The organism is Streptomyces sp. 1222.5, from assembly GCF_900105245.1.
GTDB lineage: Bacteria > Actinomycetota > Actinomycetes > Streptomycetales > Streptomycetaceae > Streptomyces > Streptomyces albidocamelliae.
Genome location: NZ_FNSZ01000001.1, coordinates 5,548,799 through 5,572,113 on the forward strand (window position 1 = coordinate 5,548,799; position 23,315 = coordinate 5,572,113).

The 23,315-nt window shown below is 74.5% G+C and carries 16 protein-coding genes; 8 read left to right on the forward strand and 8 right to left on the reverse strand.

The window, feature by feature from the left end; genetic code table 11:
- Positions 1-511: 511 nt before the first annotated feature.
- The 4 genes from BLW57_RS25065 (at position 512) to BLW57_RS25080 (ending at position 5,567) form a co-directional block, all read left to right on the forward strand.
- Complete coding sequence (locus BLW57_RS25065; RefSeq protein ID WP_176985970.1) at positions 512-2,788, forward strand: GTPase; 2,277 nt, start codon at positions 512-514, stop codon at positions 2,786-2,788.
- A 339-nt stretch (positions 2,789-3,127) separates the two neighbouring features.
- Entirely contained in the window at positions 3,128-3,607 is a 480-nt protein-coding gene (locus BLW57_RS25070) for a single-stranded DNA-binding protein (protein WP_093477580.1), read from the forward strand.
- Positions 3,608-3,896: 289 nt separating this feature from the next.
- A complete protein-coding gene (locus BLW57_RS25075) occupies positions 3,897-5,252 on the forward strand; it encodes a Cys-Gln thioester bond-forming surface protein (RefSeq protein WP_093477581.1) in 1,356 nt (451 codons plus the stop codon).
- Between the two features lie 117 nt (positions 5,253-5,369).
- The gene (locus BLW57_RS25080) at positions 5,370-5,567 is read left to right on the forward strand and encodes a DUF2871 family protein (RefSeq protein ID WP_101376966.1); all 198 of its coding nucleotides are present in this window, start codon (positions 5,370-5,372) and stop codon (positions 5,565-5,567) included.
- 24 nt (positions 5,568-5,591) lie between these two features.
- Here the strand turns inward: BLW57_RS25080 and BLW57_RS25085 are convergent, their stop codons facing one another.
- Positions 5,592-6,845: a VWA domain-containing protein gene (locus tag BLW57_RS25085; protein WP_093477583.1), complete on the reverse strand. Its 1,254-nt coding sequence runs from the start codon at positions 6,843-6,845 to the stop codon at positions 5,592-5,594.
- 609 nt (positions 6,846-7,454) lie between these two features.
- On the opposite strand from BLW57_RS25085, the gene ettA reads away from it, so the two are divergent.
- The 3 genes from ettA to BLW57_RS25100 are packed head-to-tail and all read left to right on the forward strand — an operon-like array spanning position 7,455 to position 10,222.
- Complete coding sequence (gene ettA / locus BLW57_RS25090) at positions 7,455-9,119, forward strand: energy-dependent translational throttle protein EttA (protein WP_093477585.1); 1,665 nt, start codon at positions 7,455-7,457, stop codon at positions 9,117-9,119.
- A gap of 6 nt (positions 9,120-9,125) precedes the next feature.
- Positions 9,126-9,548, forward strand: coding sequence for an acyl-CoA thioesterase (locus BLW57_RS25095; protein ID WP_093477587.1), 423 nt, complete (start codon positions 9,126-9,128; stop codon positions 9,546-9,548).
- Positions 9,545-10,222, forward strand: coding sequence for a DUF8185 domain-containing protein (locus BLW57_RS25100; protein WP_093477588.1), 678 nt, complete (start codon positions 9,545-9,547; stop codon positions 10,220-10,222). The genes BLW57_RS25095 and BLW57_RS25100 overlap by 4 nt, the downstream gene beginning before the upstream one ends.
- A gap of 50 nt (positions 10,223-10,272) precedes the next feature.
- On the opposite strand, the gene BLW57_RS25105 is transcribed toward BLW57_RS25100, so the two are convergent.
- The 4 genes from BLW57_RS25105 to BLW57_RS25120 form a co-directional block, all read right to left on the reverse strand.
- Positions 10,273-11,223 carry an ABC transporter ATP-binding protein gene (locus BLW57_RS25105; protein ID WP_093477589.1) on the reverse strand — a complete coding sequence of 317 codons (951 nt, stop codon included), beginning with the start codon at positions 11,221-11,223 and terminating at the stop codon, positions 10,273-10,275.
- A gap of 94 nt (positions 11,224-11,317) precedes the next feature.
- The gene (locus tag BLW57_RS25110) at positions 11,318-14,041 is read right to left on the reverse strand and encodes an FtsX-like permease family protein (protein WP_093477590.1); all 2,724 of its coding nucleotides are present in this window, start codon (positions 14,039-14,041) and stop codon (positions 11,318-11,320) included.
- A gap of 1 nt (position 14,042) precedes the next feature.
- Positions 14,043-17,378: an FtsX-like permease family protein gene (locus tag BLW57_RS25115; protein ID WP_093477591.1), complete on the reverse strand. Its 3,336-nt coding sequence runs from the start codon at positions 17,376-17,378 to the stop codon at positions 14,043-14,045.
- Between the two features lie 185 nt (positions 17,379-17,563).
- Positions 17,564-17,968: a globin gene (locus BLW57_RS25120; RefSeq protein ID WP_073894039.1), complete on the reverse strand. Its 405-nt coding sequence runs from the start codon at positions 17,966-17,968 to the stop codon at positions 17,564-17,566.
- 79 nt (positions 17,969-18,047) lie between these two features.
- On the opposite strand from BLW57_RS25120, the gene BLW57_RS25125 reads away from it, so the two are divergent.
- The gene (locus BLW57_RS25125) at positions 18,048-19,025 is read left to right on the forward strand and encodes a methyltransferase domain-containing protein (protein WP_093477592.1); all 978 of its coding nucleotides are present in this window, start codon (positions 18,048-18,050) and stop codon (positions 19,023-19,025) included.
- 36 nt (positions 19,026-19,061) lie between these two features.
- Here BLW57_RS25125 and BLW57_RS25130 read toward each other — a convergent pair whose 3' ends face one another.
- From BLW57_RS25130 to BLW57_RS25140, 3 genes are all read right to left on the reverse strand, one after another.
- Positions 19,062-20,474: an FHA domain-containing protein gene (locus BLW57_RS25130; protein WP_093477593.1), complete on the reverse strand. Its 1,413-nt coding sequence runs from the start codon at positions 20,472-20,474 to the stop codon at positions 19,062-19,064.
- A gap of 57 nt (positions 20,475-20,531) precedes the next feature.
- Positions 20,532-21,875: a vWA domain-containing protein gene (locus BLW57_RS25135; protein WP_093477594.1), complete on the reverse strand. Its 1,344-nt coding sequence runs from the start codon at positions 21,873-21,875 to the stop codon at positions 20,532-20,534.
- 126 nt (positions 21,876-22,001) lie between these two features.
- Positions 22,002-23,315: a PP2C family protein-serine/threonine phosphatase gene (locus BLW57_RS25140; RefSeq protein WP_093477600.1), complete on the reverse strand. Its 1,314-nt coding sequence runs from the start codon at positions 23,313-23,315 to the stop codon at positions 22,002-22,004.

The window sequence follows — 23,315 nt, forward strand, 5'->3', positions numbered from 1 at the left end:
CCGCCCGGGCGGCGTGCCCCGCGCCGCGGCCGACGCCTCGGCCGCCGCCGTCCGTGAGTGGGAGCGCGGGCAGCACGCGCGTGTGGAGGACGAAAACGGCAACGCGCGCGGTACGGGCGAGAACGCGGGCTCGGTGGGCCCCGCGCGCGGGCACAGTCCCGAGACGGGCATCCGGCCCCGGCTGCTCCCCGCGCCGATGTCCCGCCCCGCCGAGGAGACGCCGAGGCTCCGGCCCACCGGCGAGGTGCCGAAGGCCTCCGCCGGTACCGGCTCGCTCTCGTTCCGGCCCCTGAGGGAGCTGTCCACGCCCCGGCCGGCCGACACCGCACCGATGTCCCGGCACGCCGACACCGCACCGGCTTCCCGGTCCGCCGAGGACGTACCGAAGTCGCCGGCCGCAGAGGAAGAACCGGCCGCCGAGGCAGCCCCGGCCGTCAAGCCGCCCGCGGACGAGGCACCCGCCCTCGAGCCCGCCGGAGAGGCACCGGCGCTCACGCCCCCCGACGAGGCGCTGAAGCCCGGCGCCGGCCCGCAGGCGCCGGAGTCCCCGCTCGCGGGGGAGGCGCCGGACTCCCGTTCCGCCGAGGCGGCGCCGAAGCTCCGGTCCGGAGAAGAGCCGCCGACGTCCGGCAGCACCGACACCGACCAGGGGGCGAAGTCCCGGGCCACCGGCGGAACGCCGAAGTCCGGGCCCGCCGACGAGAAGGCCGAGCTCCGGTCCTCCGACGAGGCGCCGGACTCCCCGGCCGCCGGCGAGGAGGCGTCGAACTCCCGGATCGTCGGCAAGGATGCGTCCAAGACCCCGCTCACCGAGCGGGCACCGAAATCCCGTCCCGTGCAGGACTCGCCGAAGCCGCGTCGCTCCGAGGACGCGCCGAACTCGCGGTCCGCGGACACGTCGAAGCCCCGGTCCGTCGAGGAAGCGCCCAGGGCCCGCCCCGCCGCCAAGGAGGCCGCGAAGAAGCGGTCGGCCGACGACGCCCCCGGTGACAGTGCCGCCATCCCCACCGCCACGACCGTCGATGCCGACGCGGATGCCGAGTCCGAGGAAGCCTGGGACGACGGGCTGATCGCCCGGCGGGTCACGGAGGCCAACGCCGCAGCGCTCGCCGCCGAACGCGCCGCCGCACTGGAGACCCCGAGCCGTGCCCCGGGCAGTCAGGCCCCCACGCCGCTGGCGTACGACGGCCCCCTCCGGTCCCGTCTGGACGCCCTGCGCGAACTCGTCGGCCTCTCCCGCACCCGCCTGGACAGCCGTACCCTCGCCGAGGCGGGCCGTGTCCTGGACGAGGCCGCCGCCCGCCGCAAGCTCTCCGGCAGGCACACCGTCGTAGCCATCGCGGGCGCGACCGGCAGCGGCAAGTCCCAGCTGTTCAACGCCCTGGCCGGAGTCGCCATCTCGGAGACCGGTGTACGGCGCCCGACCACGGCCGCACCCATCGCGTGCAGCTGGAGCGACGGCGCGGCGGCCCTCATCGACCGGCTGGGCATCCCGGGCCGGCTGCGCCGCCGTCCGTTGCAGAGCCCCGAGGCCGAGGCGCAGCTGCGCGGCCTCGTCCTGGTCGACCTGCCCGACCACGACTCCGCCGCCGTGCAGCACCGCGAACAGGTCGACCGGATCCTCAAGCTGGTCGACGCGGTGATCTGGGTGGTCGACCCCGAGAAGTACGCCGACGCGGTCCTGCACGAGCGCTACCTGCGGCCCATGGCCGGGCACGCGGAGGTCATGTTCGTCGTGCTCAACCAGGTCGACCGGCTGCCCGGGGAGGCCGCCGACCAGGTCCTGGACGACCTGCGGCGGCTGCTGGACGAGGACGGCGTCGCGCTCGGCGAGTACGGCGAACCGGGCGCCACCGTGCTCGCGCTGTCCGCCCTCACCGGCGACGGTGTCGGCGATCTGCGCGAGGCCCTCGGCGAGTTCGTGGCCGAACGCGGTGCGGCGGCCCGCCGGGTCGCGGCCGACGTGGACCTCGCGGCGGCCGAACTGCGGCCCGTCTACGCCACCGGACAGCGCGCCGGTCTCAGCGAGGAGGCACGCGAGGAGTTCGCCGCGCGGCTCGCGGACGCGGTGGGCGCCACCGCGGCGGGCGAGGCCGCCGAGCGCGCCTGGCTGCGCAACGCCAACCGGGCCTGCGGCACACCGTGGCTGCGGCTGTGGCGCTGGTACCAGGGCCGCGGCGAGCCCAACACGGGCCGCATCCAGGTCCGTAACCAGGCCGACGAGGAGGCCACCGCCCGCCAGCGGGTGGAGCAGGCGGTCCGCACGGTCTCCGACCGGGCCTCGGCCGGGCTGCCCGTGCCGTGGGCGCAGGCGGTGCGCGAGGCGGCCGTACGCGGGTCGCAGGGGCTGTCGGAGGCGCTGGACGAACTGGCGGCGAAGGCCGCGCTGCCGGGCCGGCCGCCGAGGCCGGGATGGTGGCCGGTCGCGGTGCTGGTCCAGGCGTCGATGACGCTGCTGCAGATCGTGGGCGGCCTGTGGCTGGTGGGCCAGATCGTCGGGGTCATGGCCCCCAACCTGGGTGTGCCGGTGCTGTTGATGGTCTGCGGGATCGTCGGTGGCCCGCTGGTGGAGTGGGCCTGCCGGATGGCGGCCCGGGCCCCCGCACGGCGTTACGGCCAGGACGCGGAACGGCGCCTGCGGGAAGCCTCCGCCAGCTGTGGCCGGGCCCGCGTCCTGGACCCGGTGGCGTCGGAACTGCTGCGGTACCGGGAGGTGCGGGAGCAGTACGGGCGCGTCGTGGGTGCCGGCACCGGTGCCGGCGCCGGGGCGGGCGTGGGCGTGGGGTGAGGCGGGCCTCCCGCGGGGAGGAGGTCCTTTTCCGGTCGTGGGCGGTCCCGGACTCTCGGGGTCGCCCACGACCGTGTCCGGGGGTCGGTGAAGGGTTGGCCCGGGGGGCGGTGTCACCCGTGCGAGTGGCGGGCTTTTCCACAGGTGAGGGGCTCGTCCACAGCGCTCAGCGGGCCCGGCCCGGCGGAGGCAGTCTGAGGTCGCGGCGATCGCACGGCGGTCGTACGCACAGGCATGGCAGCCGTACGGGAAGGGCCCGTGCGTGTGTCGACCCGCCCGGCAGGGACCGGGTGGGTGACCTGTCCGGCCGGGACCGGGCGGGGGAGGGGAGCGAGGACGATGAACGAGACCATCGTGTGCGTGGTGGGCAACGTGGCGACGCCACCGGTGTACCGGGAGCTGCCGACGGGGCCGTCGGCCCGGTTCCGGCTGGCGGCGACCGCCCGCTACTGGGACCGGGAGAAGGGCGTCTGGACGGACGGGCACACCAATTTCTTCACGGTGTGGGCCAACCGACAGCTCGCGGTCAACGTGGCCGCGTCGGTGGAGGTGGGGCAGCCCCTGCTGATCCAGGGGCGGCTGAAGGTGCGCACGGAAGTGCGTGACGGACAGCAGCAGTGGGCCTCCGCCGACATCGACGCCATGGCGATCGGACACGACCTGTCACGGGGCACCGCGGTCTTCCACCGTGCGGCCAAACCGGAGTCGGCGGCGACGGCGGCACGACCGGAGCCGACCTGGGAGACACCACCTCCCGCGCCCGCCACGGACGGTACGGCGGCACCACCCACCGAGCAGGAACCCGCAGCGGTGACATGACGTCAGGGACGGTCCGGGGCACCGTCGTTCGAGAGCACGCCATGGGTGGATTTGTCGATAAGCGCAGCTCATGAACCGTATCCGCGATAACGATTGCGGATCGGATCGGCCATCGGATGATCCCACCGGCAGGTGAGGCTCCGTCCGATCCATAGGATGCCGGGCGTGCCCCTAGGGGCTGCCGATTCTGCTGGTGGGACCGTCCCCCACGTTCAACGGGTCCTGCTCGAAGGGGAATTCTGTGCTTGCTGCGCTCGTTGGGTTCTGCCGGTCCACCGGAACGGTCCGCGTGGCCGCCACCACCGCGGTGTCCGGTCTCGTGGCCGCCGGTGTGCTGTCCGGCGCCGGTACGGCCGTGGCCGACGTCAGCCCGCAGACGCAGGGCGGGGCGGCGGCCACCATCAACGGTCTCAAGGTCTACGGCGAGGCCGTGATACACGCGGACGGCGGCGATCAGCGGGTCGACGCCGGCCTGTTCGAGATGTCCGTGGACGGCGGCGGCACCCTCCAGACGTACTGCGTCGACCTGCACAACCCCACCCAGCGGGACGCCCGGTACCAGGAGACACCCTGGAGCGGCACCTCGTTGGGCGCCAACAAGGACGCCGCAAAGATCCACTGGATCCTGCAGCACTCCTACCCGCAGGTGAACGATCTCGCCTCGCTCGCCCGGCAGGCGGGAGTCGGCGCCCTCAGCGAGCAGGACGCGGCGGCCGGCACCCAGGTGGCCATCTGGCGGTACTCGGACGGCGCCGCGGTCGACGCCGTCGACCCGCAGGCCGAGAAGCTCGCCGACTACCTGGAGAAGAGCGCCCGGAACAGCGGTGAGCCGCAAGCCTCGCTCACCCTGGACCCGCCCGCGATCTCCGGCCGGCCGGGCGACCTGCTGGGACCGCTGACCGTGCACACCAACGCCGGTGCGGCCACGGTCGTCCCGCCGGCGGACGCGGACACCAGCGGGGTGCGGATCATCGACGCGACCGGCAAGGTCGTCACCTCGGTGCGGGACGGCAGCCGGGTCTACTTCGACATCCCCGAGGACGCGGCGGACGGCACCGCCGACTTGACCCTTCAGGCGTCGACGACCGTGCCGGTCGGCCGGGCCTTCGCCTCCGAGAGCCGCAGCCAGACCCAGATCCTCGCCGGATCCAGCGAGTCCACGGTCTCCGCGACGGCGACGGCCACCTGGGCGGCCAAGGGCGCCGTACCGGCGGTGTCGGCGCGGAAGAACTGCGCCGAGGGCGGGGTCGACATCATCGCGGCCAACAAGGGCGACCAGCCGTTCACCTTCGAGCTGATGGGCGCCGAGCACACCATCCCCGCGGGTGCCTCCCGCACGGTGACCGTCCCGCTCCAGGAGGACCAGGCCTACGACTTCACGGTCACCGGCCCGAACGGCCTCAGCCACCGCTTCACCGGTGTCCTGGACTGCAAGACGCAGGGCACCCTCACGACCCAGACCGCCGAGGTCCGCAGCCTGCCCAGCCCCGCCACGGTGGGCGGTGTCGCCCCGGACACCACCGACCTGGCCGCCACCGGTGGCTCGGCGATCACCCCGCTGATCGCGGGCGTGGCCATCGGCCTGGTCGTCATCGGCGGTGCGGTACTGGTGCTGCTGCGCAACCGCGAACAGCCGCTCGACTGACCGGCCCGGCCCGGTCAACGGCTCGTTCTCGGAGCTCGGTTGATGACCGGGGGCCCGTGCGCAAGGTTGGGACATCACCGACCAGCGCTCCGGGGGGGCGACCAGAGATGAGAGACCCTGCACGGGACGTCGACGGTGCTCGGCCGCTCCAGCGGCGCGGCGACGGCCGGTGTCGCCGGTCTCGGTCACATCCTGCTGACCGTTGGACTGGTGCTCCTGTTCATCACCCTGGGCAAGCGCATCCCCGCCACCAGGACGGCGGACGTCACGACCACCGCGCCCGCCCCGATGGCCACGTCCACCGCCGAGCGGTGACACCCACCGCCCGATCGCCGCGCCCTACCGGATGACTCCGGCCGTACGCGCGGTGGCGAGCCACTCGGGGAACTCCTTCATGAGGCAGTCGTACAGGTCGTCGTCGGAGCGCGTGAGGGGATGCTGGCCGGCGCCGAAGTAGCCGGCATTGTCGACGACCCGGCCGTCGAGGGTGTCCAGGCTGCGCAGGAACCGCATGTTCCGGCCGGGTCCGAACCCGACGAACTGCCAGAAGATCGGCAGGGAGCTGGAGGCGCGCAGCAGTTCTCGGGTACCTCTGCGGTCGGACGGCTCACCGTCGGTCTGGAAGATCACGAAGGCGGGGTCCGTGGCGCCGCTCGACCGGTAGTGGTCGATGACGGCCTGCATGGCCGGCGCATAACTGGTACCGCCCCAGTCCAGGCCTCCGTGCAAACGGTCGATCAGCCCCTGGTAGGTGTCCAGGCCGATCTCGGTGACGAGGTCGACGCGGTGGGAGAAGAACACCAGGGGCACCCTGCCGTCGTCGTCGAGGTTCGCCGACAGCCCCAGGGCCTGTTCCGCGAGGTGCTGCATGGTGCCGTTGCGGTAGAAGCCGTGCATGCTCGCGGAGTGGTCGAGGACCAGATAGACGGCCGCACGCCGGCCCATGACACCGGCCTTGTCCAGGGAGACCTGCGCGGCCTTGTAGAGGTTGACGAGCCCCGGTGCCGACTGCTCGACCTTGCTCAGACTGATGGCCGGCGCAGGGACCGCCCCGCCGCCCCCGCCGCCCTGCCGTGGTGCGGCAGGAGGCGCGGGGGCCTCCTCGTCGACCACCACACCGAAGTCCGTGGCCAGTCCCGCAAGCCCGGTGTCCCAGCCCTGGCCGACCGCCCGGACCTTCCACGCGCCCGCACGGCGGTAGATCTCCACCAGCACCGCCGCGGTCTCCCCGTGGAGCAGCGGCGGCGGGACGAAGGCCAGCTGTACGTCACCGCACCGGATGTCCGCCCTCGGGGTGCTGCCCGGATCGAACCGGGCGTCGGGCAGGGAGGGGTCGGTGCTGGCGACGATCACGACGCGGTCCACCGAGGCCGGTATCGCGGTCAGGTCCGCGATCATGGTCGCACCCGTGAGGTGAACACCGTCCTGCGCGGGATGGTTGTAGAACACGAGGTCGTCGTCACCGCGCACCTTGCCGTCCTGGGCGAGCAGGACGGCGCAGACGTCGATGCCCACGCGGGCCGCGGTGAGCGTGACATGGCAGGGTGCTGCCGGCAGCGGGGCGTTGCCACCCTTTGAGAGCGTCGTGGTCATGGCGAGCCTCCTGGTCCCGTGACGTGAGCCGGCTCCCGAAGATGGCGGGCGCCGGTCCGGCCGAGCAGCGCGAACAGGGGCATCGGCGTCGACACGCGGTCCCGTACGACCCCCCACCGCACAGGTTCAGCAGGCTAGCCGGGGCCGCCACCGGATTCGGGCGCTTTCGCCGAGATCACCGGATCGCCGCGGACCCACGACCGGTCGCTGTTCGCGTGCAGGACGAGAGACCCGGTCCAGAGCTACACGTCGCTACGAGCTGGAGCGGGCCGTGAAGAAGGCGGTCCGGCACACCGACGAGGACCCGGCCGAGTAGGTGAAGCGGCTACCGCGGCTCAGCGCGTGACCAGGGATCGGGCCGGACTTGATGAGTGACCGGCGGAGAACGAGTGATCGTCTCTGGGCCGCCTCTGGGCCGTCTCTGGGCCGTGCGAGGGCGCCCGAGGCCGAGTGGCGGCGACCGGCAGGGACAGGCGAGCCTCAAGGCAGCCCCGGCGAACCCCCAGGTCAGGGCGCCCGGACTGATCGGGTTTCCATCCAGGGGTGGCGGTCAGGCAAGATGGGGTGTATCTGCCCACTGCCAGATTTCAAGCTGCCGGACGGTTTCTCTTGGCTGAGTACATCTACACCATGCGCAAGGCGCGCAAAGCGCACGGCGACAAGGTGATCCTCGACGACGTCACCCTGAGCTTCCTTCCGGGGGCAAAGATCGGCGTCGTCGGGCCGAACGGCGCGGGTAAGTCGACCGTCCTGCAGATCATGGCGGGACTGCAGCAGCCGTCCAACGGTGACGCCTTCCTGGCGCCGGGCTACAGCGTGGGCATCCTGCTGCAGGAGCCCCCGCTGAACGACTCGAAGACCGTCCTGGAGAACGTCCAGGAGGGTGTCGCCGAGGTCAAGGGCAAGCTCGACCGGTTCAACGAGATCGCCGAGCTGATGGCGACCGACTACTCCGACGCGCTGCTCGACGAGATGGGCAAGCTGCAGGAGGAGCTGGACCACGCCAACGCCTGGGACCTCGACGCCCAGCTGGAGCAGGCCATGGACGCCCTCGGCTGCCCGCCCGGCGACTGGCCCGTCACCAACCTCTCCGGTGGTGAGAAGCGCCGCGTCGCGCTGTGCAAGCTGCTGCTCGAGGCGCCCGACCTGCTGCTCCTCGACGAGCCCACCAACCACCTCGACGCCGAGTCGGTGAACTGGCTGGAGCAGCACCTGGCCAAGTACGCGGGCACCGTCGTGGCGATCACCCACGACCGGTACTTCCTGGACAACGTGGCCCAGTGGATCCTCGAGCTCGACCGCGGCCGCGCCTACCCGTACGAGGGCAACTACTCCACGTACCTGGAGACCAAGGCCACCCGTCTCAAGGTCGAGGGCCAGAAGGACGCCAAGCGGCAGAAGCGGCTCAAGGAAGAGCTGGAGTGGGTGCGGTCGAACGCCAAGGGGCGCCAGGCCAAGTCCAAGGCCCGTCTCGCCCGCTACGAGGAGATGGCGGCCGAGGCCGACAAGATGCGGAAGCTGGACTTCGAGGAGATCCAGATCCCGCCGGGCCCGCGTCTGGGCAGCGTGGTCGTCGAGGTCGACAAGCTGAACAAGGCCTTCGGTGAGAAGATCCTCGTCGACGGCCTCAGCTTCACGCTGCCGCGCAACGGCATCGTGGGCGTCATCGGCCCGAACGGCGCCGGCAAGACGACCCTGTTCAAGATGATCCAGGGTCTGGAGACGCCGGACTCCGGTGACATCAAGGTCGGCGAGACCGTCAAGATCTCCTACGTCGACCAGAGCCGCGAGAACCTCGACCCGAAGAAGACGCTGTGGGAGGTCGTGTCCGACGGGCTCGACTACATCAACGTCGGCCAGGTCGAGATGCCGAGCCGGGCGTACGTGTCCGCCTTCGGCTTCAAGGGCCCGGACCAGCAGAAGCCGACCGGCGTCCTGTCCGGTGGTGAGCGCAACCGCCTCAACCTGGCGCTGACCCTCAAGCAGGGCGGCAACCTGCTGCTCCTCGACGAGCCCACCAACGACCTCGACGTCGAGACGCTCTCCAGCCTGGAGAACGCCCTGCTGGACTTCCCCGGCTGCGCCGTCGTCGTCTCCCACGACCGGTGGTTCCTGGACCGGGTCGCCACCCACATCCTCGCCTACGAGGGTGAGTCGCGGTGGTTCTGGTTCGAGGGCAACTTCGAGTCGTACGAGAAGAACAAGATCGAGCGACTCGGTGCCGACGCCGCGCGTCCGCACCGCGCCACCTACAAGAAGCTGACCCGGGGCTGATCGATCTTGCGGCACGTCTATCGCTGTCCACTGCGCTGGTCCGACATGGACGCCTACGGCCATGTCAACAACGCGGTCTTCATCCGGTACCTGGAGGAGGCCCGCATCAACTTCCTGTTCCGCCCGGACAAGGAGTTCAAGCAGGGGTCCGTGGTGGCGCGCCATGAGATCGACTACAAGATGCAGCTCGTCCACCGGCACGAACCCGTGGACATCGAGCTGTGGATCACCGAGATCAGGGCCGCGTCCTTCACCATCGCCTACGAGGTGAAGGACGACGACCAGGTCTACGTGCGGGCCTCGACGGTCGTCGTACCGTTCGACTTCGAGACCCAGCGGCCGCGCCGGATCACCGCCGAGGAACGCGAGTTCCTCCAGGAGTACACGGACGGGGCCGGCAAGCCCGGAGAGAAGGCCGTCGCCGCATGACGGTGCTGCACCTCGCCGACGAGACGGAGGCGGCGGACCTCGCCGCCTTCCTCACCCGGCTGCTGCGCTACGACCGCGGAGCCGCGGTGCGCCTCAAGGCGGCCGGTACGGCACTCGCCGTCTTCGGGCGGCCGCCGTCGTTCGAGGTGCTGACGGTCCGCGCGGTCCGGCTGGCGAAGCCGTACGAGGACGGGCTCGACGTCACCCTCGACGTGACCGTCTCCGCCGGTGAGTTCCTGGAGTCCGTCGACGAGCGTGCGGCCACCGCCGCCGTTCCGGGCGCGGTCACCGGTCCGCCGTGGGCCGGTGTGCTGCCGCCCCGCGGCGGCTGGCAGCCCGAGCCCGGGCTGCCAGCCCCGGACGCGCTGCGGGCGACCGTCGCCGCGGCGGTCTCCGAGTTCCGGTCGCGCACGGAGGAGCTGGCGCCCGAGGGGCGTACCCGCGCCGAGCTGGACCGGATCGGCCGGGACATCTGGTCCCGCGAGGTCGGGGGCACCCGGCTGCCGGTGCGGGCCGTGCACGCGGCGCAGTCCCTGGGCTTCCTGCGGCCCGGAACCGGGGCGGAGGACACCGGGTTGTTCTCCTCGGGGGCGTGGCTCAGGCTGCGTACGCCGTACGGTTCCGTCGCCGTCCGCCGCGCGGGTCTCGGCTCGCTGGGCGTCAGCGTGCGCTGAGCGGGCGCGGCCCCCGGTCACCCGACGGCATCCCCCGCCCCGCCGGCGGATCAGCGCGTGTCGTCCGGCCATACCCCGATGTGGTCGGCCTCCAGTTCCAGGGCCACGCGCTCGCGCATGTCCAGGGCGCGGAGGTAGTCGGCGGGCAGTTGCAGCCGGCCCGCCCGGTCGAGCATGGCGTACTCGCGGGCGACGACCGTCTCGTGGCCGGTCGTGGCGTCGATCTCGCTGCGGCGCAGCACCTCGGTGGAGGTGCGGCCGTCGCGGATGGCGACCGTGCGGCGGACCTCGCCCGCCACCGCTTGGTCGTGGGTGACGATGACGATCGTCGTGCCGAGGGTCTCGTTGGCTGTGCGGAACGCCTCGAAGATCTGCGCGGCCGTCTGGGAGTCGAGTTCGCCGGTGGGTTCGTCCGCGAGCAGGACCGAGGGTCCGCCCGCCAGGGCCACGGCGATGGCGACGCGCTGCTGCTGACCGCCGGACAGCTCGCGCGGGTGCCGGTCGCGGTAGTCGGCCACGTGCAGCAACTCCAACAGTTCCAGGGCCCGTTCGGAGCGGGCGCGCCGGCCCTTGCGGGTGCCGGAGAGCTGGAGGGGGAGGGCGACGTTCTGGGCCGCGGTGAGGTAGGGGAGCAGATTGCGGGAGGTCTGCTGCCAGACGAAGCCGACGACCTCGCGGCGGTAGGCGAGGCGGTCGCGGGCGGTCATGGTGAGCAGGTCGCGGCCGGCGACCCGGGCGGCTCCGGCGGTCGGGGTGTCCAGGCCCGCGAGGATGTTCATCAAAGTGGACTTGCCGCTGCCGGACGCGCCGACCAGGGCCATCAACTCGCCCTCACGGACGAGGAGATCGAGGCCCTGGAGGGCCTGTACCTCGACGCCGTCCGTGGTGAAGACGCGGACCAGGCGGTCGCAGGTGATCAGGGCGTCATGGCCGTAGACCGGGCGGTCCCTGGCCTCGGTGACGCGGTTCGCCAGCTCGGGCAGGCTCGGGTTCGCTGTCATGGGGTCTCCTGCGTTCCGTGGGTGCGGGGCGCGGGTCGGCGGCTCGCCCTCCGCGGTGCCCGGCCGTGCCGGCGCGGTCCGTGTCCGCCCCTGTTCATCCCGCCTCCCCCGCCCGCAGCTCGCGTACCGAGCCCTGTCGGCCCGTCCACCATGCCTGGAGGGCCGCCACGGCCATCGACGCGACCAGGACCAGCAGGGCCGGGACCGTCAGGGACCAGGCGTCGGCGTGCAACTCGGCCTCGGTGAGCGGTGTCGGGGCCGAGGGCAGGGCGATGGCCGTGAGGTCGATGCCGGGGGAGAGGAGACGGATGGCGGACCAGCCGGTCAGGACGCCGCCGAGCGCGGCGAGCAGGGCCTGCGGCAGGGACTCCAGCACGAGCAGCCGGCGGCCCTGGGCGCGGGTGAGGCCCATCGTGCGCAGCCGGGCGAGGAGCGCGGCCCGTTCGGGTGCCGCGCGCAGCAGGCCCAGGAGCAGCGCGAGGACCGCGAAGCCGGCGCCGGCCGCCACCGCCGCCGTGTAGACGTGGACGGCACCGGTCTGGAGGGGCGAGTCGGCGTAGCGGGCGCGTTCCTCGGCGCGGACGTGGATTCCGGCCGAGCCGCCGACGGCGTGCTGCAGCGCGGCCGTGTCCAGGTGCGCGCCGGTCACCAGCAGGGCCGTGGGACGGTTCGCCGGGTCGGCGAGCCCGGCGCGGTCCACGAGGAGGAAGTCACCGCCGGAGACGGCCGGGGTGCGGTCGCGGACCAGCACGATGCGTACGGTGACCGCGCTGCCGTCCTCCAGCCGGACCAGGAAGGGTCGCCGGGTGCCGTACGCCGACGCGACCGACGGGGAGGCCACCGCGGGCAGCGTGCCCGTGCGGCCCGCCAGCCGGCCGGCGGGTACGGCGCCGAGTCCGGTGTGGGCGGTCAACTCCCCGTAGGAGCGCGGGTCTGCGCCCACCAGCGGTACCGAGTCCTGGCCGTCCTCCGGCTTGGCCTGGTAGTCGATGCTGACCGGGGCCACCGCCCGCACCCCGGGCACGGCCCGCACCCGGCCGGGGGCGGCGGTTGGGAGCGGGCCGTCCGCGTCCGCGCGGGCGTCGGCGCCGACCGTGAGGAGCGCCGCACGGTCGCGGGCGTCGGCCACGCCCGCCAGCACCGAGCCGCCGAAGGCCGCCGTGGTGAGCGCGGTCAGCAGGGCCAGCAGCGGCAGGACCGCGGAGGCCGAGGTGCGGCCCGCGCGGGCCAGCGAGAGGTGGCCCACCGCGCCGCGCAGCCGCCCCGCCGGACCGGTGAGCCGGCGCAGCAGCAGGGGGTACAGACGGAGCAGCACCAGGGCCGCGACGACGCCGATCAGCACCGGCGCCACGGCGACCAGCTGGTCGCCCGAGGTGCCGCGGCGGCGCAGGGCGGCCACGGCGCCGACCGCCAGTACCAGCAGGGTCAGTTCGGCGACGGCACGGCGCCGGGAGGGCCGTACGCCCGCCACGTCCTCACGCGGGGCGGTGACCCGTACCGTGCGGTGGGCGAGGGCGGCGCGCAGGGGCAGGGCGGCGCAGCCGGTGAGCGTGACGGCCGCAGCGGTGACGACGGCGGCCCACAGGCGCCCCTCGGGTACCGCCGGCAGGGCCGCCGCCAGGCCGAGCGCGCCCGCCGGTACGGCGACCACGGCGGTCTCGGCCAGCAGCCGCCCGGCGAGTCCGGGCAGGGAGGCGCCGCGGGCGCGGAGCAGGGCGAGTTCGGCGCGGCGCCGGTCGGCGGCCAGGCCGCCCGTCATCAGCAGGACCGCGGCGACGACCGTGGCGGTCCCCGCCGCGGCGACGGACACCAGCGGGGAGATGCCGGAGCGCAGCCGGGCGAACAGCGTGAGGGTGTCGTCCAGTTCGGTGGAGACGTCGGTGCCGGAGTCGGTGACGGCGCGGGTGCGGCGCAGCGCGGGCCCCGACTCCAGGGCGGCCACGGCCGACTTCAGCCGGTCCAGGTCATGGGCGCGCAGACCGCGCAGGGCGGGCGCGAGGTACCAGTAGCGGACCGGGTCGGTGCTGGTGCCGAGCAGGGCGGGGGCCGCGTCCTGGGGGAGCAGCAGCGCGCCGCGCCAGTACTTCACCGGGTCCGGGCCGGGGGTCGGCAGGGTCACCAGTTCGGGCGTGCGCAGCAGCGGCACGGTCGACCAGTAGGCGCCGTCGGGTGCGCGCGGGGCGAGGACGCCGGTGACGCGGACCGCGAGCGGCCTCCGGCCGGGGGCCGGTACGTGCACGACCGAACCGACCTCGATGTTCATGCTCTTCGCGGTGGCGGCGGTCACCGCGGCCTCCACCTCGGGGGTGGCGGAGCCGACGGGGTGCGCGGCGCGCGGCAGCCGGCCGGCGCGGACCCGGGAGTGGCCGGCCAGGCCGCTGGGCGCGACCAGCCGGACACGGGCGGGCAGTCCGGAGGGGCGCGGCAGGAACGGGTCGGGCACCTCCGGGCTGACGGTGGCGGCGACCCCGTACGCGGACTGGGCGCGGTCGACGGTCAGCGGGCCGCCGGCCGTGCCGAGCACCTTCCTGTACTGCCGTTCCAGGGCGGCGGCGCGCATCGCCTCGGCCCGCTGTCGGGCCGGCAGACCGAGGTCGGGCTGGGGCGCGGTGACGCGGACGGTGGTGTGCTCCGGGCGGGCCTGCCGCAGCGTGGTCCGCAGGCCCGCGTCCTCGTACCGGTCGACGGCGCGCGGGTAGGCGCCGGCCAGGCACGCGGTCAGGGCGACCAGCAGCGCGAGCGCGGCGGCGGCTCCGGGCGCGGCCCGCAGCCGGGTCCGTACCCAGGGGGCGACCGGGTGGGGCGCCGGTCGGCTCATCTCACTCACCTCCCTGTGCGCGCAGGTCCCGCGCCGGGTCCGCCCGGCGCAGGGCGGTCACCGCCGCCACGGCGAGCGGGGCCGCCGCGACGCCGGCCAGCAGCAGCACCACCTGTCCGGCGGGGAGCCGGACGAGGACGTCCGGTACGGGCCGGGTGGCCTCGCCGGTGAGGACGATCAACGGCAGTACGGCACGGGCCAGTACGGTGCCCAGGCCGAGGCCCACCCCGAGCGCCAGGCCCACCAGCACGGCCTGTTCGGCGGCGACCGTCCGGGCCAGTTGGCCGCGTGGCGCCCCGAGGGCCCGCAGCACCGCGAACTCCGGGCGGCGGGCCCGCCGGGCCCCGGCCGCGCCGACCGCGAAGCCGACCGCGGCGAGCGCCGCCGCCACCACGGCCGCGGCCGTGAACGCGGCCGCGGGGCCCGCGCCGAACGGGTCGTCGCGCAGTTCGGCGGCGATCTCGTCGCGCACCACCACCTGTCCCGGGCCGACGTCCGGCAGGTTCCGTACGGCGGCGGCGACCCGCGCGGCGTCGCCGGGTGCGGTGGCGAGCCACCACTCGGTGGGCGGCACGCTCTCGCCGTACCGGGCCTGGAGCACCTGGTTCACGGCGCGCAGGTCGAGCAGGACGGCACCGCCGTCGCGGTCACCGGTGCTGGCCGGGTCGGCGGTGGCGGGCAGCGCCCGTACCGCGCGGACGATCCGCACCGGCAGCGTCCGGTCGCCGACGGTCAGGTCGACCCGCTGGCCGGGGCGGGCGTTCGCCGAGGCCAGGTAGCGGTCGGTGGCGACGGCGCGGACCTCGGCCGGTGCGGGCTGGGTGGGCCGGAGCCGGACGGTCAGCGAGGCGACGGTCCAGATGTCCGCGTCGGGGAGGTAGCCGGTGCTGTATGTGAAGGTCGGCGGCCGGGTGCCGGTGACCCGGGGGCGGGTGGGGCTGGTGGCTGCGCTGGGTACGGCGGCACCGCCGGCCCGGGCGTCGGTGGTCCACCGTGTGGGGAGCGCGAGCCGGTGCTCCCGGCCGTCGCGGCCGGCCGCGGTCAGTCCGCCGAGGGTGAGCCGGTGCCGCTCGGCACGGTCGGCGGGCTGCGCCAGGTCCAGCCGGAGCCCGGTGAGGGTCAGCGGGCCTGCCGGGGCGCCGAGGCCGAGGGTCAGGGTGTGCTCGCGTCCGTCGGCGGGGAGCTGACCGAACGGCACCTGGTACGGCACTCCGTACCGGTCCGTCAGGGTCATGGTCACCTCGGTGGCGGTGCCCGGCCCGGTGGAGCTGTGCAGGCGCGCGGTCAGCCGCAGCCGGGCGGTGCCCGCGGGGACCGGGGTTCCGGCGGGGGATCCGCGGGGGGCGAGGCCGGCCAGCATCGGCCGGACCGGCCGGTCCGCCAGGTCGGGGCGCATCAGCACGGCGTCCGCCGCGTGCCGGGTGTCCAGGGCCAGTACGGCCGCCGTGCGGTCGCCGGACAGCGGCTGGGAGACCCGGACAGCCGGGGCGGCCTGGCGGACGTGCGGCAGGCCGGCGTACAGGTCGGTGCGGCCGAGCCCGCCCTCGCCCGCGGAGAACACCCGCACCGGCACACCGGCGCGGAAGTCGGCCTGGTCGTCCTGCGAGCGGTCCCAGGAGGCGGCCTGGCCGACGGCGAGCATGCCGAGCGCGACGGCGAGGACGAGGAGCAGCACCGGGCCGGCGCCGCGTGCGGTGCGCCGGCTGAACTGCCAGCCGGCCAGCGCGGCCGGCAGCCCGCGCCCGCCGGCCGCCCACCGCTCGGCGAGCCGGGCAACCGGGGGCAGCAGCCGCAGCGTGAGCACGGTCCCGGCGAGCAGCGCGAGTGCGGGCGCTGCCACCAGCAGCGGGTCGATGCCGAGGGTCCCCGTCCGGTCGGCGGCCACGGCGCCGGAGCCCTGCCGGCCGAGCTGCCAGTACGCCACTCCGGCGATCGCGAGCAGTCCGAGGTCGGCGCCCGCGCGCAGCGGGGCGGGGACGGCCCGGGGCACGGACGCGCGTGCCGTCCGGCGGCGGTACTTCCCGATCGGCGACCACGCCCGGGACGGGCCGGGCCGCCCGCGCCGCGCCCGGTCCCGTACCTGCGCCCCGGTTCCGGTGACGGCCGGCACGGTGACCGCGAGCGCGCAGCCCAGGGCCACCGCGGCCGCGACCAGCCAGACGGCGGGCCGGCCGGCGGCCGGGAGGTCCAGGCGCAGACCGAGGCGGGCCAGAGGGCCGTGGTCCGCCAGCAGGGCGGTGAGCGGCCCCGCGACCGGCGGGGCGCACACGGCCGCCGGGACCGCGAGGAGCAGGGCCTCGGCGGCGGCGAGGCCGGCGATCCGGGCGCGCGAGGCGCCGCGTGCCCTGAGCAGCCGGGTCTCCTCGGTCCGTTCGGTACTGAGCAGCCGGGCCACCAGCAGCAGCGCGTACCCGGCGAGCAGGACGAGCAGCAGGGCGACGACGAGCAGCGTGGACCGGGCGACCAGCAGCGAACGGTCCGCCCGGTCCAGGACGTCCGGCAGCGCCGTCTGCGAGACGGTCGTACCGCGCAGGGCCGTGGGGCTGCGCAGGGCCGCGCTGCCCTCCCGGGCGGCCGTGCGCAGCCTGCCGATCCGGGCGGTCGTCACCGTCGTGAAGTCCGCCGTCGCCAGCCAGGCCGTCGAACCCGCGCTGATCCGGCCCCCGGTGAGCACGGCGGGGTCGGTGAGCAGCGGACCGTACGTCGTGAAGCCGGCCTTCTTCACCCCGCGGCCGAGCAGGTCGTCCAGCCGCCAGTACGGCGCGGTCACCGAGGCGGGCCGGTACACACCGGTGATCCGCACCCGGACCGCCGGGCCGTCCAGCCGGTCGGCCAGGGTGAGCCGGTCGCCGGGCCGCAGCCGCAGTGTGCGGGCGGCGGCCTCCGGGAGCGCCACTTCGGCCGGGTCGGTCGCGGAGCGTGGCAACCGGCCTTCGGTCAGCCGCAGTTGACGCCGGTCCAGGGCGGCGAAGTAGGTCAGGTCGGGGTCGTCGGAGCGGCTCGCGGGCGACCGGGGCGACCGGGGGAGCGCGTACGGCCCCGAGCGGCGCAGGGTCCGTACGGTCACCGGCAGACCGTCGAAGGTCCGTGCGGCGCCCTCGCGTACGGCGGTGTCGGCGGCGGCCCGCTCGCCGGCGGGGACGTCGGCCTTGACGACCAGTGAGGTGTCGGCCGCGTTGCGGGCGTCGGCCAGCACGTGGCGCAGCGACGCGTCGCCGATCGCCCCCGAGTACGCGGTGAGCGTGGCCAGTACCGTGGTGGTCAGCACCACCGTGAGCAACGCGGCGCCCAGCAGCAGGCGATGCGCACGCGCGCGCGAGAAGACGAACCCCGTCACCCGGCCCCCGTGTGTCCGGACTTCCGAACCTTCGGGCGATGCTGGCAGAGGTGCCCGGTCCGGGGTAACCGGTCGGCGGCCGGTCTATACCGGATCGTGACCGGTTTCCGGCGACGGGTGACCGGAATCCGGCCTTCAGTGACGACCGGTCAGTGACCCGTGATCAGCGGGTGGGAGACGCCAGATCACTCCGGGGTGTTGATCATCGACTGGGCCGCGTAGGTCAGGTAGTTCCACAGCGTCCGCTCGTGCTCCTCGGACAGACCGAGCTCGTCGACGGCCACCCGCATGTGCCGCAGCCAGGCGTCGTGCGCCGCCCGGTCCACGACGAACGGGACGTGGCGCATGCGCAGCCGGGGGTGGCCGCGGTTCTCGCTGTACGTGGTGGGGCCGCCCCAGTACTGCATCAGGAACAGGGTGAGCCGCTCCTCGGCCGGACCCAGGTCCTCCTCGGGGTACATCGGCTTGAGGAGCGGGTCCCCGGCGACACCCTCGTAGAAACGGTGCACGAGCCGGCGGAAGGTCTCCTCCCCGCCGACCTGCTCGTAGAAGGTCTGCTCCTGAAGCGTGCCGCGCCGAATCTCATTCACCCCTCCATGGTCTCAGACCCGCCGACCGAGGACTCGGGACTTAGGACCGCAGCGGGCGGCGCGACCCTACTGTGGACCCATGGGCGCCCACGACACGGAGATCGACGGCCTCGCCGCCGCGGAGCGGGCCGCCCTGGTGCGGGAGATCGACGCCGACGGCGCCTGGGCGGAGGACCCGGTGTGGCGGGAGGCGTTCGCCGAGGTGCCCCGGCACCTGTTCGTGCCCTACTACTACGTGGCGGGCAGGGGCGGCTACGAGCGCCGCTGGGGCGAGAGCCCCGACCCGGGGGCCAGGGAACGCTGGGTGCGCGGCGCCTACGAGGACGTGCCGCTGGCCACCCGGCTGCGCGACGGCGAACTGCTCTCCTCCAGCAGCCAGCCCTCACTGATGGCGCGGATGCTGGTCGCCCTGCGCGTCGGGGACGGCGACCGGGTCCTGGAGGTGGGCGCGGGCACCGGCTACAACGCGGCGCTGCTCGCCCACCGGCTCGGCGACGACGACCTCGTCACCACCATCGACCTCGAACCGGAGATCACCGAGTCGGCCCGGCAGCACCTGGCCGCCGCCGGCCACCGTCCGCCGGTCGTCACCGGCGACGGAGCGCGCGGGGTGCCCGAGCGCGCCCCCTTCGACCGGATCATCGCCACCTGCGCGCTGTCCACCGTGCCGCGCGCCTGGCTCGCCCAGTGCCGCCCCGGGGCCCGGATCCTCACCCCGCTGGCCACCGGTCTGCTGGCGCTCACCGTGCGGGACGCCGAGCACGCCGAGGGCCGCTTCCTGCCCTCGGCCGCCTTCTTCGTACCGCTGCGCGGCGAGGGGCGGGCGGAGCCGGAGGAGGTGTCCCTGACCGGACTGCCGGCCCGGGCCCGCGAGCAGGAGCCGTTCCGCTTCCTGCTCGCGCTGACGCGGGGCGCGCTCGATCCGCTGGAGGCCCACGCGCTGTGGGAGCGCGAGGGGGAGCCGGACCGCGGACGGTACGGCGTCACGGTCGACGGCGAGCACGCCTGGGCCTGGCTGGACGACCCCGAGGGGCCGTACCTGTGGGCGCTGCCCTGACGGGCGCGCCCCCTGGACCCGGGCGCCCGGCGGTTCTCAGCCCCGGCGGATCGTGATCGTCGTCCAGGCGCCCACGTGCACCCGGTCGCCGTCCTGCAGCGGGACCGGCACGAACGGCTGGATCGGTTCCTCACCCATGTTCACCGTGGTGCCGTTCGTCGAGTTCTGGTCGACGACCGCCCACGTGCCGTCCGGCTGCTGCACCAGCACCGCGTGCTGGTGCGAGACACCCGGGTCCTCCGGCGGCACCGACAGGTCGACGTCGGGGGTGTCGCCGGTGGAGTGCCGGCGGCGGCCGATGGTGACCTGGTTGCCGGTGAGCGTGCGCTGCTGCTCCGGGGAGTACGCGGGCAGGTTCAGACCCGCGGCCTCGGGGCCGGAGCGGTGCATCATCGCCATGAAGTAGTCGCGGTCCGGACCGATGGTCGCGGTCCAGGTGGCCCGCTGCTGCGGGAAGCCGGGGCCGGACGGGGCCTGGGTGCCGCCGGGCTGCGGGTAGCCGTAGCCGCCGCCCTGACCCGACGGGCCGGACGGGCCGGTGGACGACGGCGGGGAGAGCACCCAGTCGTCGTCACCGCCGCCGAAGGGCGCGCCGCCGGCGGACGGGCCGCCGGGGCGGCCGGTCTCCTGCGGGAACGCGGGCGGGGCGGGCGGCCCGGACTGCTGGTACGCCTGCGGGGCTCCGCCGGGACCGGCGGACGGGTTCGGACGCGACGGGTCGCCGCCGAACGCCGAGGGGCCGGGGGCGCCGGGGCCTTGGGGCGGGCCGGACGGCTCACGGCCGAAGGGCGGCGGACCGGAGGGGCCGCCGGGCCCCTGGCCGAAACCGGGATTCTGACCGGGACCACCGCCGTAGCCGGACGGGCCACCGGCAGCCGGGCCCTGGCCGGGACCGCCGTAGCCGGACGGGCCGCCGGGGCCCTGGCCGGGGCCGCCGCCGAAGCCCTGCGCCGGGCCCGAGGGGCCCGGCGAGGTCGGCGGGCCGGCCGGGCGGCGCTCGCCGCCGAACGGCGTCGGGCCCGACGGCTCGCTGCCGAAGGACGGGATCGGCTCGGCGGGCCGGTTCATCTGCGAGGGCCGCGAGCCCTGGTACTCGTACGAGTCACCGCCGCCGTACGTCGCGCTCGGCGGCTCGAAGCGGGGCTGCGCCGGGCGCGGGGCGGCCGGCGTGTACGAGGTGGCCGTGTTGGTCAGGAAGTTCCACCGGCACTCCTCGCAGAACGGCGCACCGCCCTCCCGGGGCGTACGGCACTGCGGGCACAGCTCCGGCTCGGGCGCGCCCGGCTGCGGGCGGCCGCCGGGCTGGCCGCCCTGCGGCGGAGGGAAACCGTAACCGCCGGCGGGCGGGGGCGGCGGAGGGGGCGGAGGTACGGCACCGGCCATGCGGTGACCGCAGACCTCGCACCAGTCGTCGGAACCCGACTGGTGTCCGTTCGGGCAGGTCGGCATGTCGGTGCTTCCCCTTCTCCTAAGGGTCGGTCTGGATGGCTCGGATCGCTTCCAGCGTCACTTCTTTACACGAACAGTCTTTGTGGACCGGGTCTCCAGAGTCATCTCGTCCGCCTCCGCGACCCTCGTCTTCAACCGCACAGTACCTGTCGCGGCGTCGACCACGTCCACCACCTTCGCAAGCAGTTTCGCAGTATCCGCGTTCCCCGAGACATTGGCGAGCTGAACAGCGCGCCCCAGTTTCGCCGTTGCTCCGTCGAAATCGCCCGCTTTGCGCAGATCGAGCCCTTGCTGGATGGCTTGTGCCAGTTCGGCCTGCCCGGTGTAGTGGGCGACCTGGGGGTTGATCGACGTGGAGGCCGCCATGTCGTCGGTCCACACGGCCCGTACGAGACCCTGGGCGCCGAGGTTCTGCGCCGACCCGTCCGGCTGCGGGACGACGAGCGAGACCCGGGCGGCGAGCATCTCCTGACCGAGACCGGCCGCCGGGACCTCCACGCACAGGTGGTAGTCGCGGGACTCGTCACCCCAGGACCCGGTGGGGTAGTCCCCGGCGCGCGGCCCGGCCTCGGTGCGTCTGCCGGTCAAGTCCGCCACGGTGGGCGCGACTTGCTTGACGTACCGGATGGTGGTGCCGACCGGCGTCCACACCCGCAGGGCGACGTCGGCGACCTCCTTGCCCATCGCCGTCTCCATCATCCGCGTGAAGTCGGCGGCCAGCCCCGCCGGATCGGCCACGATGTCGGCGGTGCCGAGCAGCGCCGAGGCGATCCCTGTGACTTCTTTCACTTCCCAGTCGGTGCCCACGCCCCGCGCGTCACAGGTGAACCGGCCCGCGCACGCCTCCAGCGCGGCCCTCAGGTCCTCCGGCGACTCGTGCTCGTTGCGGCCGTCGGTGAGCAGGATGCCGTGCCGGATGGTGACGTCCGCGGAGGACAGCAGCCGGTCGGCGAGCCGCAGCCAGGTCCCGATGGCCGTACCGCCGCCCGCGCTGAGTCGCCGCAGGGCCCGCTTGGCCTGCTCGCGGGTGGCGGCGTCGGCGACCGCGAGCCGCCCGCCGCCCGGATAGACCTCCTGCGCCACGTGCGTGCCGCCGATCACCGCGAAATGGGTGCCGTCGCGCAGGGTGTCGACCGCTGCGGCCGTGGCGTCCCGGGCGTTGCGCATCTTGGTCGGCGGGTAGTCCATGGAGCCGGAGCAGTCGACCATGATCGCCACCGCGGCGGAGGGGCGCCCGCCCGCCGTGTACACCGGCGCGGCGATCGCGCTGCCGACGGTGCCGCCGCCCGTCGCCGTCACGGTGACGATGGCGTTGACCTCGCGGCCGCCCTCCGGCAGGTACTCGTTCTGGTAGACGTCCATCGAGAACTGCGGCACGTTCGACTTGGCGAAAATGGCCATGCTTGTTCGACTCCCCCTAGACAGCACCCCGCTGACGCGAGGCGGTGGTGTGGACGGGCCGGTCCCCTCCGGCCCGCCGCCGCTTCCCCGTCCCCCACGGCGTCGTGCACGCCGTTTTGTACGGCCTCAGGCCGATACTGCCCCCTGCGGAGGCGCCGGGAACGGCAGGACCGCCACTGTTACGTTGTCGTGGCCCCCGCCGTCCAGGGCGTGCCCCACGAGCACCCGGGCGCTGTGCAGCGGTCGTACCGCCGCGTCCGGGGGCACGATCTCGGACATCTCCTCGGCCGTCTCGGCGTAGTTCCACAGGCCGTCGGTGCACACCACCAGGACACCGGGGCGGTCCGGTTTGAAGGAGGCGGTGTGCGGCTCCAGTTCGTAGGCGTCCGCGCCGAGCCAGCCGGTGATGGCGTGCGCGCGCTCGTCGGCGTACGCCTCGGCCTCGCTCATCAGGCCGGCGGCGACCATCTGCGCGGCCCAGGAGTCGTCCTCGGTCAGCCGGGCCGGGGGCGCGTCGGCGTCGCGGGGCACCCAGTAGACGCGGCTGTCGCCGACCCAGCCGACGACCAGCAGCCCGGAGGTGACGACCGCGCCGACGATCGTGCAGGCCGGGGCGTTCTGGTGCGGGGAGTGCTCGCGGGCCGTGGCCGGCTCCTCGGCGAGCGCGTTGACGGCCTGCGCCGCGGCGACGATCGCCTCGTGCATGGCCGCCTGCGGATGGGTGCCCCGTGGCAGGGCGGCCAGCAGGGTGTCCCCGGCCACCCGGGAGGCGGCCATCGAGGCGTCGTCGGGCCGGGTCGCCGAGGAGACCCCGTCGCAGACGACGGCCAGCGCCGCGGGCGTGCCGTCGGGCAGCGTGGTGTGAGCCACGGCGAAGGAGTCCTCGTTGCGGTGGTGACGCAGCCCGCGGTCGCTGACGACGGCGACCGGACCCGACTCCCGCTCCATGTGGTCGCGTTCGCGGGGCTGGGCGTGCCCGCAGTTCTCGCAGTAGCCGTCGCTGTCCACCCGGCCCGCCCGGCAGGCCACACACACCTGCGCCGGTACGGCGGCCGCGGCGACATCGGCGGACGCCCGCGGGTCGGGTGCCTGCAGCGGGTACTCGTCGGGCTCGGCCGGCCGGTCGAAGCGGACACCGGGCGTGGCCGGTTCCCCGTCGGCGGGCAGGGGCTTGCCACCCGAGTCGGTGCCCGCCAGGTCGGTCGGCAGATGCGCCGCGGGCGGGGTGCCGCCGGAGCCGGCCGGCTCCGGGGCCGGCCAGTCCACGCCGTCCCCGGCCGCGGCGGACCCGGTCATGGTGAGCGTCGGAAGGTCCTGCGGCGCGGCGGGCACCACCGATAGGTCGTGACCGCACGCTCCGCAGAACAGGTCACCCGTCTCGACGGGTTCCGCGCAGCTCGGGCACTTCGGCAGTGCGGCCTGCTGGGGCATCTGCGACAT

Coding starts and splice junctions, on each gene's coding strand:
- BLW57_RS25100 (WP_093477588.1), top strand. CDS start 9,545: ATGACGGTGCTGCACCTCGCCGACGAGACGGAGGCGGCGGACCTCGCC.
- BLW57_RS25105 (WP_093477589.1), bottom strand. CDS start 11,223: ATGACAGCGAACCCGAGCCTGCCCGAGCTGGCGAACCGCGTCACCGAG.
- BLW57_RS25130 (WP_093477593.1), bottom strand. CDS start 20,474: ATGCCGACCTGCCCGAACGGACACCAGTCGGGTTCCGACGACTGGTGC.
- BLW57_RS25070 (WP_093477580.1), top strand. CDS start 3,128: ATGAACGAGACCATCGTGTGCGTGGTGGGCAACGTGGCGACGCCACCG.
- BLW57_RS25140 (WP_093477600.1), bottom strand. CDS start 23,315: ATGTCGCAGATGCCCCAGCAGGCCGCACTGCCGAAGTGCCCGAGCTGC.
- BLW57_RS25110 (WP_093477590.1), bottom strand. CDS start 14,041: ATGAGCCGACCGGCGCCCCACCCGGTCGCCCCCTGGGTACGGACCCGG.
- BLW57_RS25135 (WP_093477594.1), bottom strand. CDS start 21,875: ATGGCCATTTTCGCCAAGTCGAACGTGCCGCAGTTCTCGATGGACGTC.
- BLW57_RS25125 (WP_093477592.1), top strand. CDS start 18,048: ATGGGCGCCCACGACACGGAGATCGACGGCCTCGCCGCCGCGGAGCGG.
- BLW57_RS25085 (WP_093477583.1), bottom strand. CDS start 6,845: ATGACCACGACGCTCTCAAAGGGTGGCAACGCCCCGCTGCCGGCAGCA.